General features: G+C 66.7%; 12 protein-coding genes. 9 read left to right on the plus strand and 3 right to left on the minus strand.

Annotation, left to right across the window (positions count from 1 at the left end; all coding sequences use genetic code 11):
* Positions 1–77: 77 nt before the first annotated feature.
* Positions 78–1,874, minus strand: coding sequence for an IlvD/Edd family dehydratase (locus MTR65_RS18345; protein WP_226634001.1), 1,797 nt, complete (start codon positions 1,872–1,874; stop codon positions 78–80).
* A gap of 17 nt (positions 1,875–1,891) precedes the next feature.
* Entirely contained in the window at positions 1,892–3,016 is a 1,125-nt protein-coding gene (locus MTR65_RS18350) for an aldose epimerase family protein (RefSeq protein ID WP_243802737.1), read from the minus strand.
* A 182-nt stretch (positions 3,017–3,198) separates the two neighbouring features.
* On the opposite strand from MTR65_RS18350, the gene MTR65_RS18355 reads away from it, so the two are divergent.
* Positions 3,199–4,521, plus strand: coding sequence for a sugar MFS transporter (locus MTR65_RS18355; RefSeq protein ID WP_243802739.1), 1,323 nt, complete (start codon positions 3,199–3,201; stop codon positions 4,519–4,521).
* Positions 4,522–4,656: 135 nt separating this feature from the next.
* On the opposite strand, the gene MTR65_RS18360 is transcribed toward MTR65_RS18355, so the two are convergent.
* Positions 4,657–5,436 carry a FadR/GntR family transcriptional regulator gene (locus MTR65_RS18360; RefSeq protein WP_226633997.1) on the minus strand — a complete coding sequence of 260 codons (780 nt, stop codon included), beginning with the start codon at positions 5,434–5,436 and terminating at the stop codon, positions 4,657–4,659.
* Between the two features lie 131 nt (positions 5,437–5,567).
* Here MTR65_RS18360 and MTR65_RS18365 point away from each other — a divergent pair, with 131 nt between their 5' ends.
* The 8 genes from MTR65_RS18365 to MTR65_RS18400 all read left to right on the plus strand — a co-directional run bounded on the left by MTR65_RS18365 (position 5,568) and on the right by MTR65_RS18400 (position 14,785).
* On the plus strand, positions 5,568–7,094 hold the full coding sequence (locus tag MTR65_RS18365) for an aldehyde dehydrogenase (NADP(+)) (RefSeq protein ID WP_243802741.1): 1,527 nt from the start codon (positions 5,568–5,570) through the stop codon (positions 7,092–7,094).
* A gap of 71 nt (positions 7,095–7,165) precedes the next feature.
* Positions 7,166–8,161: an AraD1 family protein gene (araD1, locus tag MTR65_RS18370; protein WP_243802743.1), complete on the plus strand. Its 996-nt coding sequence runs from the start codon at positions 7,166–7,168 to the stop codon at positions 8,159–8,161.
* Between the two features lie 3 nt (positions 8,162–8,164).
* On the plus strand, positions 8,165–9,091 hold the full coding sequence (locus tag MTR65_RS18375) for a Gfo/Idh/MocA family protein (protein WP_243802744.1): 927 nt from the start codon (positions 8,165–8,167) through the stop codon (positions 9,089–9,091).
* A 26-nt stretch (positions 9,092–9,117) separates the two neighbouring features.
* Positions 9,118–10,686 (plus strand): alpha-N-arabinofuranosidase, encoded by a 1,569-nt coding sequence (locus tag MTR65_RS18380; protein WP_243802746.1) that lies wholly within the window; start codon positions 9,118–9,120, stop codon positions 10,684–10,686.
* Positions 10,683–11,567 carry a 2-dehydro-3-deoxygalactonokinase gene (locus MTR65_RS18385; RefSeq protein WP_243802748.1) on the plus strand — a complete coding sequence of 295 codons (885 nt, stop codon included), beginning with the start codon at positions 10,683–10,685 and terminating at the stop codon, positions 11,565–11,567. The genes MTR65_RS18380 and MTR65_RS18385 overlap by 4 nt, the downstream gene beginning before the upstream one ends.
* Complete coding sequence (locus MTR65_RS18390) at positions 11,564–12,196, plus strand: 2-dehydro-3-deoxy-6-phosphogalactonate aldolase (RefSeq protein ID WP_243802750.1); 633 nt, start codon at positions 11,564–11,566, stop codon at positions 12,194–12,196. Before MTR65_RS18385 ends, MTR65_RS18390 begins: the two co-directional genes overlap by 4 nt.
* A 5-nt stretch (positions 12,197–12,201) precedes the next feature.
* Positions 12,202–13,224, plus strand: coding sequence for an arabinan endo-1,5-alpha-L-arabinosidase (locus MTR65_RS18395; protein ID WP_243802751.1), 1,023 nt, complete (start codon positions 12,202–12,204; stop codon positions 13,222–13,224).
* Positions 13,225–13,345: 121 nt separating this feature from the next.
* Positions 13,346–14,785: a glycoside hydrolase family 43 protein gene (locus MTR65_RS18400; protein WP_243802753.1), complete on the plus strand. Its 1,440-nt coding sequence runs from the start codon at positions 13,346–13,348 to the stop codon at positions 14,783–14,785.
* The last annotated feature ends 150 nt before the right edge of the window (positions 14,786–14,935 follow it).

Consider the following 14,935-nt stretch of genomic DNA (forward strand, 5'->3'; position numbering starts at 1 on the left):
TGTGAAAAGGGGCGGCCTTCCCGGTGTGGAAAGCCGCCCCTTTCGTGTCGGTTCATGCCCCGGATCGGGGCACGAGATCAGTGGTTGTCGCGCGGCAGACCACGGGTCTGGTGGATGCGCTGGAACTTCTCGGTGCCCTCGAGGATCATGCCGGTGTTCATCTGGCCGACGATCCCGCGCTGGATTTCCTGCCAGGGGGTCTGCGAGGCGGGGTAGGGGTAGCCACCGCGCGCTTCCAGGTCCGCCTTGCGCGCCGCCATCTCCTCGTCGGGGATCAGCACGTCGACGCGGCCCTTGGCAAGGTCCATGCGCACGCGGTCGCCGGTCTGGATGAGGGCAAGGCCGCCCATGGCCGCAGCTTCCGGCGAGGCGTTGAGGATCGAGGGGCTGCCCGAGGTGCCCGACTGGCGCCCGTCGCCGATGCACGGGAGCGCGCCTACGCCTTCGGTGATGAGGTAGCTGGGCGGACGCATGTTCACGACCTCGGCCGCGCCGGGATAGCCGATGGGGCCCGCGCCGCGCATGAAGAGCAGCGTGTCGGTGGTGATGCCCAGCGCTGGATCGTCGATCCGCTTGTGGTAGTCTTCCGGACCATCGAAGACGACCGCGTTGCCTTCAAAGGCGTTGGGATCGTCCGGGTTGGAGAGGTAGCGCTCGCGGAACTGGTCCGAGATCACCGAGGTCTTCATGATCGCCTGGTCGAACAGGTTGCCGGTCATGACGATGAAGCCGGCTTCCTTCTTGAGCGGGGTGTCGAAGGTCTTGATGACCTTGTCGTCCTCGATCGTCGCATCGCGGCAGTTGTCGCCGATCGACTTGCCGTTCGCGGTGATCGCGTCCTCGGCGATGAGGCCCTGGCCCATGAGCTGGGCAACGACCGCAGGCACGCCGCCCGCATGGTAGTAGTCCTCGCCCAGGTACTCACCTGCGGGCTGGAGGTTCACCAGCAGCGGGATCTTGTGGCCCTTTTCCTCCCAGTCGGTGAGGGGCAGCTCGACACCGATGTGGCGGGCCAGCGCGGCCAGGTGGATCGGCGCGTTGGTCGAACCGCCGATGGCCGAGTTGACGCGGATCGCGTTGTGGAAGGCATCGAGCGTCAGGATGTCGGAGGGCTTGAGGTCCTCGTGCACCATGTCGACGATGCGCTTGCCGGTGCGCCATGCGCATTCCTGGCGGTCGCGGTAGGGCGCGGGGATCGCGGCCGAGCCGGGTAGCGACATGCCCAGCGCCTCGGTCAGCGAGTTCATCGTCGTCGCCGTGCCCATGGTGTTGCAGTAGCCGGTCGACGGCGCCGAGGACGAGACGAGCTTGATGAAGCCCTCATCGTCGATCTTGCCTGCGGCCAGCATCTCGCGCGCCTTCCACACGATGGTGCCCGAGCCGGTGCGCTCGCCCTTGTGCCAGCCGTTCAGCATCGGGCCGACCGACAGGGCGATGGCCGGGATGTTGACGGTGGCCGCGGCCATCAGCGCGGCGGGCGTGGTCTTGTCGCAGCCGATCGTCAGCACGACGCCGTCGAGCGGGTAGCCGTAGAGCAGTTCGACAAGGCCGAGGTAGGCGAGGTTGCGGTCGAGCGCGGCGCCCGGGCGCTTGCCGGTTTCCTGGATCGGGTGGACCGGGAATTCCATGGGAATGCCGCCCGCCTCGCGGATGCCTTCACGCACGCGCTCGGCCAGCACCAGGTGGTGGCGGTTGCAGGGCGAAAGGTCGCTGCCCGATTGGGCGATGCCGATGATCGGCTTGCCCGAGCGCAGCTCTTCCAGGCTGATCCCGAAGTTGAGGTAGCGCTCCAGATAGAGCGCGGTCATGTCGATGTTCTCGGGATTGTCGAACCAGGCGCGCGAACGCAGCTTGGGTTTGGTCTGATCGGTCATGGTGGGTCTTGCCTTGCTCAACGCTCGACCGAGACGCGGTAGACCATGACATGCCGGTAGGGCGTGCCGGGATCGACGCGGGCCGAGACGAAGTTGGAATGGTTGGGCGCATCGGGAAACTTCTGCGGTTCAAGCGCAATGCCGTCGCCCATGCGGTAGAGATGGCCGTGCTTGCCGAGGAACGTGCCGTCAAGGAAATTGCCGGAGTAAACCTGGAGGCCCGGTTCGGTCGTCAGCACTTCGAGCACGCGGCCCGATTCGGGATCGGAGAGGCGTGCGGCGAGCTCGGGGGTTTGGGTGAGGCCCTTGTCGAGCGCGAAGTTATGATCAACCCCGCGGCCATAGACGATCTGCTGGTCGGTGCCGTCGCGCAGGCCTTCTTCCATCGCCTTGCCCGCGCGGAAGTCGAACGGGGTGCCCTCGACCGCGGCGAGTTCGCCGGTCGGGATCAGGGTCTCGCTGACCGGGGTGTAGTGGCTGGCGGGAACCGTCAGCACGTTGCCCATGGCGCCTTGCGGCGCGCCTTCGCCCGCCATGTTGAAGATGGCGTGGTTGGTCATGTTGATCACGGTCGGCTTGTCGGTGGTCGCGTCGAACGCGATCTGAAGCGTACCGTGGTCATCGAGCGTGTAGGTGACGCGGGCCTGGACAGTGCCGGGATAGCCGGCCTCGCCGTCGGGGCTGGTGCGGGTGAAGATCGCGCGGGCGACCTTGCCCGAGCTGACCTTCTCGACCTTCCAGTTCTGCACGTCGAAGCCCTGGCCGCCGCCGTGCAGCGAGTTTTCGCCGTCGTTCTGCGGAAGCTGGTAGCTCTTGCCGTCGAGCGTGAAGCGGCCGTGGTCGATGCGGTTCGCATAGCGGCCTACGGTCGCGCCCCAGAAGTTGGGCTTGTCCTTGAACAGCTGGAGGTCGTCGTAGCCCAGCGTGATGTCGGCCAATTCGCCGTCACGGTCAGGCGCCATGAACTTCCACAAGGTCGCGCCGAAGGAGAGGATCGTGACCGAGACGCCGTCCGCGCCGGTCAGCGTGACCGAGGTCACCTTGGTGCCGTCGTCCAGCGTGCCCGCCGTGTCCTGGCTCGCCTCGGCGGCGAGGGCAGGCAGCGCGCCCGTGGCGGCAAGCGCCATCGCCGCAGTCGACATGAATGCCTTGCTCAATAACCTCACAATCCTGGCTCCCGTAGTATTCTGCAGTCGAATTTTGACTTTCGCGTGATTTTCGTCGGCCATTGACGTGGCCGCTGGCTGCATATAGTCCGACAAATAGATAGAGCGCAAGCCGGATTGCGTCGATGGCACCCGGCCGATGTGACGAGAGGATCACCATGCCTTCAGTTGGAACTTCAACCAGCGCCCCGGTGGCGCAATCGCAGCCTGCGGGCGTGCGGTACGGCCCCGCGCTGGCTCTGCTGGCCAGCCTGTTTTTCATGTGGGGCTTCATTACGGTCATCAACAACACGCTGCTGCCGCATCTGCGCAGCGTGTTCGAACTCAATTACACCCAGACGACGCTGATCGAATCGGTCTGGTTCATTGCCTATTTCGTGGCCTCGATTCCCTCGGCCAAGCTGATCGAGTGGGTCGGCTACAAGAAGTCGCTGGTCATCGGCCTGCTTACCATGGCTGCGGGCGCGGTCGGCATGATGCTGGCCGCGATGATCCCCTCCTACGGCGTGACGCTGGTGATGCTCTTCATCATCGCAAGCGGCATCACGCTGCTGCAGGTGGCGGCTAACCCCTATGTCGCGGTCTGCGGCAAACCCGAGACCGCCTCGGCGCGCCTCAATCTGGTGCAGGCGCTCAACTCGATGGGCACCATGCTGGCTCCGATGTTCGGCGCCTACCTGATCCTGGGCCGCACCAAGGGCGGCACGGCGCAGGAGGGCACCGTCGTCCTGACCCAGGCCGAGCGCCTTGCCGACGCGCAGTCGGTCATCCTGCCCTACGCGCTGGTCGCAGGCGTGCTGGTCGTGCTCGCGATCATCATTGCCAGGTTCCCGCTTCCCGCGATGGTCTCGGACAGCGACGATGCGCGCGAAAAGCGCAAGCACATCATCAGCCCGGAGCTGTTCAAGCACCGCAACCTGGTGTTCGGCATCCCGGCCATCTTCATCTACCTCATTGCCGAAATCGGCGTGGGCAACCTCTTCATCAACTTCGTTTCGCGTCCCGACATCGGCAACATGTCGCTGGAGCAGGCAGGACACTACCTGACCTTCCTGTGGGGCGGGATGATGGTGGGCCGCTTCGTCGGCTCGGCGATCATGAGCCGCTTCGATGCCGCGCACGTTCTGGCCGTCTTCTCGGTCGGCGCCTTCATCACGATGCTGGTGACGAGCTTTGCCGATGGCCATGTCGCGATGTGGTCGCTGATCCTGGTGGGCCTGTTCCACTCGATCATGTTCCCGACCATCTTCACGCTGGGCATCAAGGGCCTGGGCCCGCTTACCGAAGAGGCCTCGGGCCTGCTGGTCATGGCGATTGCGGGCGGCGCGCTGGTCTTCGTGCAGGGCTGGATTGCCGATGCCTATGACCTGCAGACCTCGTTCCTGCTGACCGCGGCCTGCGAGCTCTACGTCCTGTTCTATGCGCTGTGGGGCTCCAAGCCCACGCACGCCGAGCCGGAGCCGGAAGTCACAAGCGGCTGATTTTGCTCTCCCTTCCGTGAGCAAAGTGCCCCGCGGGACCCTTCGTCAGGTTCCGCGGGGCTTTTTCATGTGGGCCGCAGGCAAAAGAAAAGGGGGCGCGATGGCCCCCTTTTGCGTGTGTACAGGTGGCGGGGGCTATTCCCCGGTGAGCGCGTCCGGCTGTCCCTGCGGGGCGTCACGGTCCTCGATGGCGCTGCGGGTGTCTTCCAGCGCGAGGTCCACCAGCACGTTCATGGCCTCGGCGGCCGCGTTCTCGTCGCCTGCCGCGATGGCGTCGTAGACGCGCACGTGGTCGGGGATCGGGTTGCGGGGCAGGGCGCGGGCGCGCTGCTTGAACTGGGTCGTCCAGTTGACGGCCGCACCGATCGAGGCGCTCAGCACCATCAGCGCATCGTTGCGCGTGGCGGTAAGGATCGCGTTGTGGAAATCACGGTCGGCCGCGCGCCCGGCGTCGGTCGTCAGCGTGTGGCGACGCATCGCAGCCAGCGCGTCCTTCATCGTCTTGAGGTCGTCCTTGTCGCGGCGCCTTGCGGCAAAGCGCGCGGCGGCGGGCTCGACGATGGCGCGCAGCTCGAACAGCGAGCGCACGAATTCGATGTCGGGTTCGCCCGCAAAGGCCCAGCCCAGCACGTCGGGATCGAGCAGGTTCCAGCGTTCGCGCGGCAGGACGCGCGTACCCGCCTTGGGGCGGCTCGCGACAAGGCCCTTGGCCGTCAGCACCTGGATCGCCTCGCGGTAGGCGCTGCGCGAGACTTTCAGTTCCTCGGCGAAGGCCACTTCACCCGAGAGAACGTCGCCCGGCGCATATTTGCCTGACAAGATGTCGGTGCCCAATCGGTGCGCGATCGCGCCATGGAGCCGGCGACCCGGCCCGCGCGTTTCGTCGGTCTTCCTGGACGTTTCGTCCACCTTCATATTTTTCCCAGTTGTCACAGAAATTCGCACCTCCCACGTGCAACCTACACGCCATCCCGTGCGGAAGGAATGACAAACATTGCGTTTCCGGATCGCACATAATATGTCGGAGTAAATAGGGAGACTTTTCTATGACCGAATTCCGTTCCATCGCAGCCGCAACCGGCGAGCCGCACGGGGACGCCTTTGCCGTCAACACGCCCGCCGATGTCGCAGAGGCCTGCGCCAAGGCGGCGGCCGCGTTCGACACCTACCGGGCGATCGACCTCGAATCGCGCGCCAAGTTCCTCGAGCGAATCGCCGACGAGATCATGGCGCTCGGCGAACCGCTGCTTGAAGCCTACCTTACCGAAAGCGGCCTTCCGCGCGCGCGTTCGGAAGGTGAGCGTGGCCGTACCTGCGGCCAGCTGCGCATGTTTGCCGAGGTGGTCCGCAAGGGCCAGTTCCTGCAGATGCGCGTTGATCCCGCGCTGCCCGACCGCGCGCCGCCGCGTCCGGACCTGCGCCTGCGCATGATCCCGGTTGGCCCTGTCGCCGTGTTCGGTGCGTCCAACTTCCCGCTCGCCTTCTCGACCGCGGGCGGTGACACCGCTTCGGCGCTTGCCGCGGGTTGCCCGGTTGTCGTCAAGGGCCACCCGGCTCACCCGATCACCGGCGGTCTGATTGCCCAGGCGATCAGCAAGGCGGTGGCCGATTCGGGCCTGCCCGAAGGCGTCTTCCAGCACCTCGTCGGTCCCTCGAACGATCTGGGCGCCGCGCTCGTGCAGGACCCCAACATCATGGCGGTCGGCTTCACCGGCTCGCGCGCGGGCGGTCTTGCCCTCACCAAGCTGGCGCAGGCCCGCGAAGTGCCGATCCCGGTCTACGCCGAGATGTCGGCAATCAACCCGGTCGTGATCCTGCCCGAGGCGCTCAAGGCGCGCGGGGCCTCGCTCGGCGAAGCCTTCGTCGGCTCGCTGTGCATGGGCGCAGGCCAGTTCTGCACCAACCCCGGCCTTGTCGTGACGGTCGAGGGCGATGGCCTTGACGACTTCGTACAGGCAGCCGCCACCGGTGTGAGCGGCGCCAAGCCGCAGACCATGCTCACCACCGGCATCGCGGACGCCTATGCCAAGGGCGTCGAGAAGCTGGCAGGTGCGCCGGGCATCGAGGAAGTCGCACGCGGCGAAGCCGGTTCGGCGACCACGGGCGGCGCGGTCCTGTTCCAGACCACGGCCGAGAAGTTCCTCGCCGACAAGGCGCTGGGCGAGGAAGTCTTCGGCTCCTCCTCGGTGATCGTGCGCTGCAAGGACGAAGCTGAACTCAAGACCCTTCTTGAAGGTCTCGAAGGCCAGCTTACCGCCACGATCCACATGGACGATGCCGACGAAGGTGCCGCCGCCAAGATCCTGCCCACGCTGGAGCGCAAGGTTGGCCGCATTCTCGTCAACGGCTGGCCCACGGGCGTCGAGGTGTGCCACGCGATGGTCCATGGCGGTCCGTTCCCGTCGACCACCGATGCGCGCACGACCTCGGTCGGCAGCCTCGCCATCGACCGCTACCTGCGTCCGGTGAGCTACCAGAACATGCCGCAGAGCCTGCTCGCGCCCGAACTGCGCGACGAGGCCTTCAACGACGGCGCGCCGCGTCTCGTCGACGGCAAGCTCACCCTCAACTGATCCAATCCATGCCCCGCAGCGCGCCCACCTCATAAGAAGGCGCGCTGCGGACCCTGGGAGAGACCCCTGACATGACTACTCTTCGCCTGCTGCAGCACCGTGCCGAGGACGGCACCCGTTCCGTCATCCTCGCCGAAGGCGATGCCGCGCACGTCCTGACCGGCGTGGCCTCCGTGCGCGAACTCGCGCTGCGCGCCATCGAGGAAGGCAATTCGCTGGCCGCGACCGCACGCGCCTGCGGCATTGGCGATTCCATCGACATTGCAGCCGAGCAGGCGGCGGGCCGCCTCATCGCGCCGATCGACCATGCCGACGAAGCCCACGTGCTGCTGACCGGCACGGGCCTCACCCACCTGGGTTCGGCAGAAGGCCGCAACAAGATGCACCAGGCCGCGGCCTCGGGTGAAAACGTCACCGATTCCATGCGCATGTTCCTGGAAGGCCTCGAGGGCGGCAAGCCTGCTGAGGGCCAGGAAGGCCAGCAGCCGGAATGGTTCTACAAGGGCGACGGCTCGCAGCTGGTCGGCCCCGGTGAGGCGCTCACCATGCCCTCCTTCGCCAAGGACGGCGGCGAGGAGCCCGAACTGGCCGGCATCTACATCATCGGCAACGACGGTCAGCCCTATCGCCTGGGCATCGCGCTGGCCAACGAGTTCTCCGACCACGTGACCGAGCGCCACAACTACCTGTGGCTTGCGCACTCCAAGCTGCGCCAGGCCGCGCTCGGCGCCGAGCTGCTGCTGGGCGACGTTCCCGAGAAGATCGAGGGCACCAGCAAGATCGTGCGCGGTGGCGAGACGATCTGGGAAAAGCCCTTCCTTTCGGGTGAGGGTAACATGTCGCACAGCTTCGCGAACCTGGAGCACCACCACTTCAAGTACGATCTGTTCTGCCGCCCGGGCGACATCCACATCCACTTCTACGGCACCGCGACGCTCTCGTTCAGCGACGGTGTGCAGACGCAGGAAGGCGACGTCTTCGAGATCGCGGCCGCGCCCTTCACGCTGCCGCTGGCCAACCCGCTGGCCCGCGCCGCCGAGCGCGCCGTCACCGTCAAGGCGCTCTGAGCCATGGACCCGATCCGCATTGCCATCGTGGGCCTGGGCAAGATTGCCCGGGACCAGCACATCCCCGCCATTCGCGGCAACGGCAACTTCGACATTGCCGCGACGGTCAGCCCGCATTCGCCGCCGATGGAGGGCATCCCCCAGTTCGCCTCGATCGAGGAGCTGCTGGACAAGGGCCCGGCGGTCGACGCGGTTGCGCTCTGCACCCCGCCCCAGGTGCGCTATGACATTGCCGTCACGGCGCTGAAGGCGGGCATGCACGTCTTCCTCGAAAAGCCGCCGGGCGCCACGCTCGCCGAAGTCGAGGCGCTCAAGGACCGGGCCGACAAGGTCGGCGTCACGCTCTTTGCCTCGTGGCACTCACGCTTCGCGGCCGGTGTTGCGCCCGCGCGCGCCTGGCTTGCCGAGCGCACCGTCACGAGCGCGAAGATCGTCTGGCGCGAGGACGTGCGCGTGTGGCATCCGGGCCAGGACTGGATCTGGCAGCCCGGTGGCCTTGGCGTCTTCGATCCGGGCATCAACGCGCTCTCGATCATCACCCACATCCTGCCGCGCCCGATGTTCCTCAAGGATGCGACGCTGAGCCTTCCGGCCAACCGCGCCGCGCCGATTGCCGCCGACATCGATTTCCAGGACACGGCGGGCGCGCCGATCCACATGGACCTCGACTGGCGCCAGACCGGCCCGCAGTCCTGGGACATCACCGTCGAGACCGACGCGGGCGAACTCAAGCTCTCCAGCGGCGGCGCGGTGCTGACCCTGCCGAGTGGGACCGAGCGTAACGAGGACCTGGAATATGCCGGGCTCTACGCGCGCTTTGCGAACCTCATTCGCGGCGGGCGCAGCGACGTCGATGTCGCGCCGATGCGGCTGGTGGCCGACGCGTTCCTGCGCGGCAAGCGACAGTCGGTCGACGAATTCCACGACTAAGAACGCCCTGGGAGGGGATAGAAGACATGATCAAGGCATTTCGCCACACCGCCGCCACCCTGCTTCTGGGGGCGAGCGTCTTTGCGAGCACGGGCGTCCTGGCCGACACCGCCGGGACCCCGACGCGCGCGACGATCCACGCCGATACGCCTGGCCCGGTCTACGACAAGGACATCTTCACCCAGTTTGCCGAGCATCTGGGTGAGGGCATCTACGGCGGCCTGTGGGTCGGCGAGGACAGCACGATCCCCAACACCAACGGTTTCCGCAACGACGTGATCGGCGCGCTGCGCGATCTGTCGGTGCCGGTGATCCGCTGGCCGGGTGGCTGCTTTGCCGACGAGTACCACTGGCGTGAGGGCGTGGGCCCGAGGAAGGACCGCCCGACCAAGGTCAACACCCACTGGGGCGGCGTGACCGAGCCCAACACCGTGGGCACGCACGAGTTCTTCGAGCTGACCCGACAGGTGGGCGCAGAGGCCTATGTCGCGGGCAACGTGGGCAATGGCTCGCCGCGCGAGATGGCCGAGTGGATCGAGTACATGACCGCGCCCGCCGGCACGCTGGCCGAAGAGCGCGCGGAGAACGGCCACAAGGAGCCCTGGAAGGTCAAGTACTTCGGGGTCGGCAACGAGCTGTGGGGCTGCGGGGGCAACATGCGGCCCGAGTACGCCGCCGACGTCACGCGCCGTTACTCCACCTTCATCAAGCCGCCTGAAGGCACCAAGATCCTCAAGGTCGCTGCTGGCGCCAATGTGGAAGACTACAACTGGACCGAGCAGATGATGAAGATCGCGGGCAACATGCTCGATGGTCTCTCGCTGCACTACTACGTCCACCCCGCAGGGGGCTGGCCGCCGCGCGCACCCGCTGTCGACTTCGACGAGAGCGGGTGGGCCGACGCGCTCCACGAGGCCTGGCGCATGGATGAGCTGATCACCAGGCACAGCGCGATCATGGACAAGTACGATCCCGAGAAGCGCCTGTTCCTGGCCGTGGACGAATGGGGCTCGTGGTATGCCCAGGACGAGGGCACGCACCCCGGCTTCCTGCGCCAGCAGAACACCATGCGCGACGCGCTGATCGCCGCGATCAACCTCGACATCTTCGCCAAGCACGCCGACCGCGTGCGCATGACCGCCATCGCCCAGATGGTGAACGTGCTCCAGGCGATGATCTTCACCAAAGACGACCAGATGGTGCTGACGCCCACCTACCACGTCTTCGAGATGTACAAGCCCTGGCAGGACGCGACCGTCCTGCCGATCGACATCGAGACGCCGACCTACAAGGTCGGGGACTATACCCTTCCCGCCGTCAGCGGCTCGGCAGTGAAGGGCACGGACGGCAAGATCCACGTCGGCCTCTCCAACGCCGATGCGAAGGAGGCGAACACCGTCACCATCGCGCTCGACGGGGTGAAGGCAGGGAAGGTCTCGGGGCGTATCCTGACGGCGGGTGCGATCAACGCGCACAACACCTTCGAGAACCCGGATGTGGTGAAGCCGGCCGCATTCAACGGCGCGCGGGTGAAGGGCGGCACGCTCACCGTGACGCTTCCGGCGAAGTCCGTCGTGGTGCTCGAAGTGCAATGAGCGGCGTGCGCGTCCTTGGCGACTGGGGCACGACCAATCTGCGGCTCTACCGGGTCGAGGACGGGCGTGTCACCGACAGGCTCGACGGCCCCGGCGCGCTGAGCGCCGATCCGGCCGGTATCCTCGCCGCGCGTCTGGCGCGCTGGCAGGAGCAGGGCCCGCTCGAGGACGTGGTGCTGTGCGGGATGGCGGGCGCGAAGGGCGCGCTCGTCGATGCCGGGTACGTCACGTGCCCGGCCAACCGCGACGGCTGGCTGGCCGGGCCCACCCGCACGCGGATCGCGGGGCTTCCCGTGACCGTTCTGGCGGGGGTGTGCGGCCACATGGGCGGCGCGGTTCCCGATGTGATGCGCGGCGAGGAAACGCAGATCTTCGGCGCCATCGCGCTCCAGCCCGAACTGGGCGAGGGGCGGCACCTGATCGTGCTGCCCGGCACGCACTGCAAGTGGGTGGAAGTGACGGGCGGCGTGCTCACCGGCTTTCGCACCCATCCCACCGGCGAACTCTTCGCGCTCCTCACCGGCCACTCGACGCTGACCGGCCCGGACACCGACGGGGCCGGAAGCTTCGAGGAGGGCTTTGCGCGCGGCCTTGAACGCGCGGGCGAACCGCTTACCGCCGCTCTCTTCGAGGCGCGCGCGGCGCGCCTGCTCGATGGCCGCTCGAAGACGTGGTCGCACGGCTACCTCTCCGCGCTTCTGATCGGCGGCGAAGTCGTCGCCGAGGCGAGCGCGGGGGCCTCGGTGGTTCTCATCGGCGATGGCAAGATCGTCGATCTCTATGAAAAGGCGCTTCCCCTTTCCGCCGCCGTGGCGCAGCGGATCGATGGCGAGGCGGCCGTACTGGCGGGCCTCGCGCTCGCCACAGGAGTGAAGGCATGAAGATCGCAGACGTTCTGGCGCAGGGCGCCGTCCCGGTGGTGGCCATCCTGCGCGGGGTCGAAACCCACGAAGTCGTCGCCATCGGCGAGGCGCTGGTCGAGGCGGGCGTGCGCCTGATCGAGGTGCCGTTCAACTCGCCCGATCCGGCAGGCTCCATAGCCGCGCTCTCCGCCGCACTCGAAGGCCGCGCGGCCATTGGCGGGGGCACGGTGATTTCCACGGGGCTGGCCGAGGACCTTGCAGGCGCAGGGGGCACCTTCATGGTCTCGCCCAACACCGACCACGCGGTCATCACCCATTCGCTGGCTCTGGGCATGGATGTCCTGCCCGGTTTCCTGACCCCGACCGAGGCGTTCGCGGCGGTCTCTGCAGGCGCGCGTGACCTCAAGCTCTTTCCCGGCTCGGTCCTGGGGGCCTCTTATGTAAAAGCCATCAAGGACGTGCTTCCCAAGGACGCGCGCGTCTGGGCCGTGGGCGGCGTGGGCCCGGCCAACATCGCCGAATACCGCAAGGCCGGGGTCTTCGGCATTGGCGTGGGCGGGAGCCTCTACAAGCCCGGCGATACCCCTGCGCAAGTGGGTGAAAAGGCGCGCGCGCTCGTCGCCGCCTGGACCGCCTACGAGGGGTGAGGGCGATGGTCCGCACACTCTCCCGCTTCCTCGCCATCGGCGCGCTGGCGCTCTCCATGGGCGTTTCGGCCAAGGGCGCCGAGAGCGATGCTCCGGTTCTGAATGACCGCTTGAGCGGCGCACTCGCGCCCACGCACGACCCCGTCATCATCCGCGAGGGCGACACCTACTACGTCTTTAATACGGTCGGCCGCTACATCGGCATCAAGACCTCCAAGGATCTCGTCCATTGGGAGGAGGCCGGTTCGGTCTTCGCTGAGCTGCCGGAGTGGGCCACCAGGGCCGTGCCAGGCACCGAGGGGATCTGGGCGCCTGACATCCAGCGGGTGAATGGCGAATACCGCCTCTACTACTCGGTCTCGACCTTCGGCTCGAACCGTTCGGCGATCGGTCTTGCGACCGCGAAGACGCTGGACCCGACCTCGAAGGACTATGGCTGGAGCGACAAGGGCCTCGTCGTCCAGTCGACCCACGCCGATGATTTCAACGCCATCGACCCCAACCTGGTGATCGATGAAAAGGGCGGGCAGTGGCTCTCGCTCGGCAGCTTCTGGACGGGCATCAAGCTCTTTGCCGTGAACCCTGAGACCGGCAAGGTCGATGCGGGCACCAGGCCTGTTTCCATCGCGCGCCGTCCGGCCCCGGCAGGCGCGCCCGCGCCGGTCGAGGCGCCGTTCATCCTCACCCATGGCGGCTGGTACTACCTCCTCGTCAGCTATGACTATTGCTGCAAGGGCGTGAACTCCACCTATTACACCGTGATGGGCCGGTCGCGCGATGTTACCGGGCCCTATCTCGGCAAGGACGGCTCCAAGCTCATGGAGGGCGGCGGTTCGATCCTGCTGCGCGCGGACCTCGAAGAGAAGGAACGCTTCCGGGGCCCCGGCCACGTCGGCGCCTTCACCGACACCGATGGCACCACCTACCTCGTCTACCACGCCTACGACCGCGAGGCGAACGGCGCGCCCACGCTGCGCATCGCGCCCCTGACCTGGGACGCGGACGGCTGGCCGGTGGCGCACGACTGAAATACCACCAATTGGCCCCCCGCATCCACGCGGGGCGGGGGGCCGTTTTTTGATGCTTTTGCCGCGATCCGGCCTCCGCAAGAGAGGCCCCTCGCGTCCGACCAGAAACCGGAGAGGACTTATGCCTTTTTCCCTTTCGCGCCGTACCTTTGCCCTTGGCGCCGCGCTTCTTCCCATCGCCTGCAGCGAGGCGGGCCGCACGGTCCTTGCCGAAGGTGAGGGCACAGACGGCGCGGCCACGTCCGCCGTTCCTGTGAACCCGCTGGTCAAGAACCGCGCCGACGCGCAGATCTTCCTCCACACCGACGGCTACTACTACATGACCGGCTCGGTGCCTGAGTATGACCGTCTGGTCCTGCGCCGTGCGAAGACCCTGGCAGGCCTCACCGATGCCGAAGAGCGTGTGCTGTGGCGCCACGAGGAGGAAGGACCGCTCTCCGGCTTCATCTGGGCGCCCGAAATGCACCAGGTTGACGGGCGCTGGTACGTCTACTTTGCGGCAGGGCCTTCGGGCGGGGGCGAGGACGTCTTCCGCATCCGCACTTACGCTGTCGAATGCGCGGGCGAGGACCCGATGACGGGCGCGTGGTCGGTGAAGGGCGAATTCAAGGCGCCCTGGGATAGCTTCAACCTTGATTCCAAGGTCTTCGTCCACCGCGGGGAACGCTACTTCACCTGGGCCCAGCGCGAGCCCGGCATCGAGACCAATTCCAACCTCTACATCGCGAAGATGACCGGCCCGCTGACGGTCGGCCCGGCAACCCGCCTTTCGGTCCCGACCTACGACTGGGAAATCCGCGGTTTCAAGGTCAACGAAGGCGCGGCCGCGATCGAGAATGCGGGCAAGCTCTACATGACCTACTCGGCCAGCGCGACCGACGACCGTTACTGCCTGGGTATGCTCTCCATCGATGCCGATGCCGACCTTCTGGTCGCCGACAACTGGACCAAGTCGCCCGAGCCGGTCTTCCAGACCAGCGTTGCGACCTCGGTCTATGGCCCCGGCCACAACGACTTCACGGTCGATGAGCAGGGCCGCCCGATGCTCGTCTACCATGGCCGTGACTACAAGGAGATCGAGGGCGATCCGCTGTTCAACCCGGACCGCCACACCCGCGTCCAGCGCGTCTACTTCGATGAAAAGGGCGCGCCCGATTTCGGCGTGCCGGTAGGCAATGGCCCGCTGCCCGAGCGCTTCATCAGCGAGGCCGCCAAGGGCGCATTCCTTGCGCACGAGGACGAGGCGCTGGTGATCGGGGCTCCCGCGCTGCCCCAGACCCAGATCCGCTCGCTTCCCGCCAAGGACGGCACCATCCAGCTCTCCCCGATCCTGCTGCGCGAGATGTGCCTCACCGTGGGCGAGCAGGGCACATGCACGCTGGCGCCGCGTAGCGAAGGCGGCGCACAGGACGGGGCCGACCGCTTCCGCCGCAAGGTGGAAGGCGAGGGCAAGGTGCGCTTCGAGTCGGTGGCGCAGGCCGGGCAGGGACTTGCCGCAATTGACGGCACGGTCGCTCTGGCGCCGCTCTCGGACCCGCGCACGCTGTGGACCGTGGACTGATACATTCGTTCTAAAACTCGGACAATAAAGTCGCGGATTCTCGCGGTTTTATGAGGGGGTGTGGCGCGCAGTGATGCGAAGATGCCACGCTCCCTTACGAGTTGCTGAATTGTAAGGCAGGCTTGCACTTTTTGCTTGCACAAAATAACT

It is taken from the genome of Novosphingobium mangrovi (genome assembly GCF_022818885.1).
Classification (GTDB): domain Bacteria; phylum Pseudomonadota; class Alphaproteobacteria; order Sphingomonadales; family Sphingomonadaceae; genus Novosphingobium; species Novosphingobium mangrovi.

What these genes read in the sequence shown, in the direction of transcription:
- MTR65_RS18345 (WP_226634001.1), bottom strand. Translation starts at nt 1,874, where the DNA reads ATGACCGATCAGACCAAACCCAAGCTGCGTTCGCGCGCCTGGTTCGAC.
- MTR65_RS18350 (WP_243802737.1), bottom strand. Translation starts at nt 3,016, where the DNA reads ATGTCGACTGCGGCGATGGCGCTTGCCGCCACGGGCGCGCTGCCTGCC.
- MTR65_RS18355 (WP_243802739.1), top strand. Translation starts at nt 3,199, where the DNA reads ATGCCTTCAGTTGGAACTTCAACCAGCGCCCCGGTGGCGCAATCGCAG.
- MTR65_RS18360 (WP_226633997.1), bottom strand. Translation starts at nt 5,436, where the DNA reads ATGAAGGTGGACGAAACGTCCAGGAAGACCGACGAAACGCGCGGGCCG.
- MTR65_RS18365 (WP_243802741.1), top strand. Translation starts at nt 5,568, where the DNA reads ATGACCGAATTCCGTTCCATCGCAGCCGCAACCGGCGAGCCGCACGGG.
- araD1 (WP_243802743.1), top strand. Translation starts at nt 7,166, where the DNA reads ATGACTACTCTTCGCCTGCTGCAGCACCGTGCCGAGGACGGCACCCGT.
- MTR65_RS18375 (WP_243802744.1), top strand. Translation starts at nt 8,165, where the DNA reads ATGGACCCGATCCGCATTGCCATCGTGGGCCTGGGCAAGATTGCCCGG.
- MTR65_RS18380 (WP_243802746.1), top strand. Translation starts at nt 9,118, where the DNA reads ATGATCAAGGCATTTCGCCACACCGCCGCCACCCTGCTTCTGGGGGCG.
- MTR65_RS18385 (WP_243802748.1), top strand. Translation starts at nt 10,683, where the DNA reads ATGAGCGGCGTGCGCGTCCTTGGCGACTGGGGCACGACCAATCTGCGG.
- MTR65_RS18390 (WP_243802750.1), top strand. Translation starts at nt 11,564, where the DNA reads ATGAAGATCGCAGACGTTCTGGCGCAGGGCGCCGTCCCGGTGGTGGCC.
- MTR65_RS18395 (WP_243802751.1), top strand. Translation starts at nt 12,202, where the DNA reads ATGGTCCGCACACTCTCCCGCTTCCTCGCCATCGGCGCGCTGGCGCTC.
- MTR65_RS18400 (WP_243802753.1), top strand. Translation starts at nt 13,346, where the DNA reads ATGCCTTTTTCCCTTTCGCGCCGTACCTTTGCCCTTGGCGCCGCGCTT.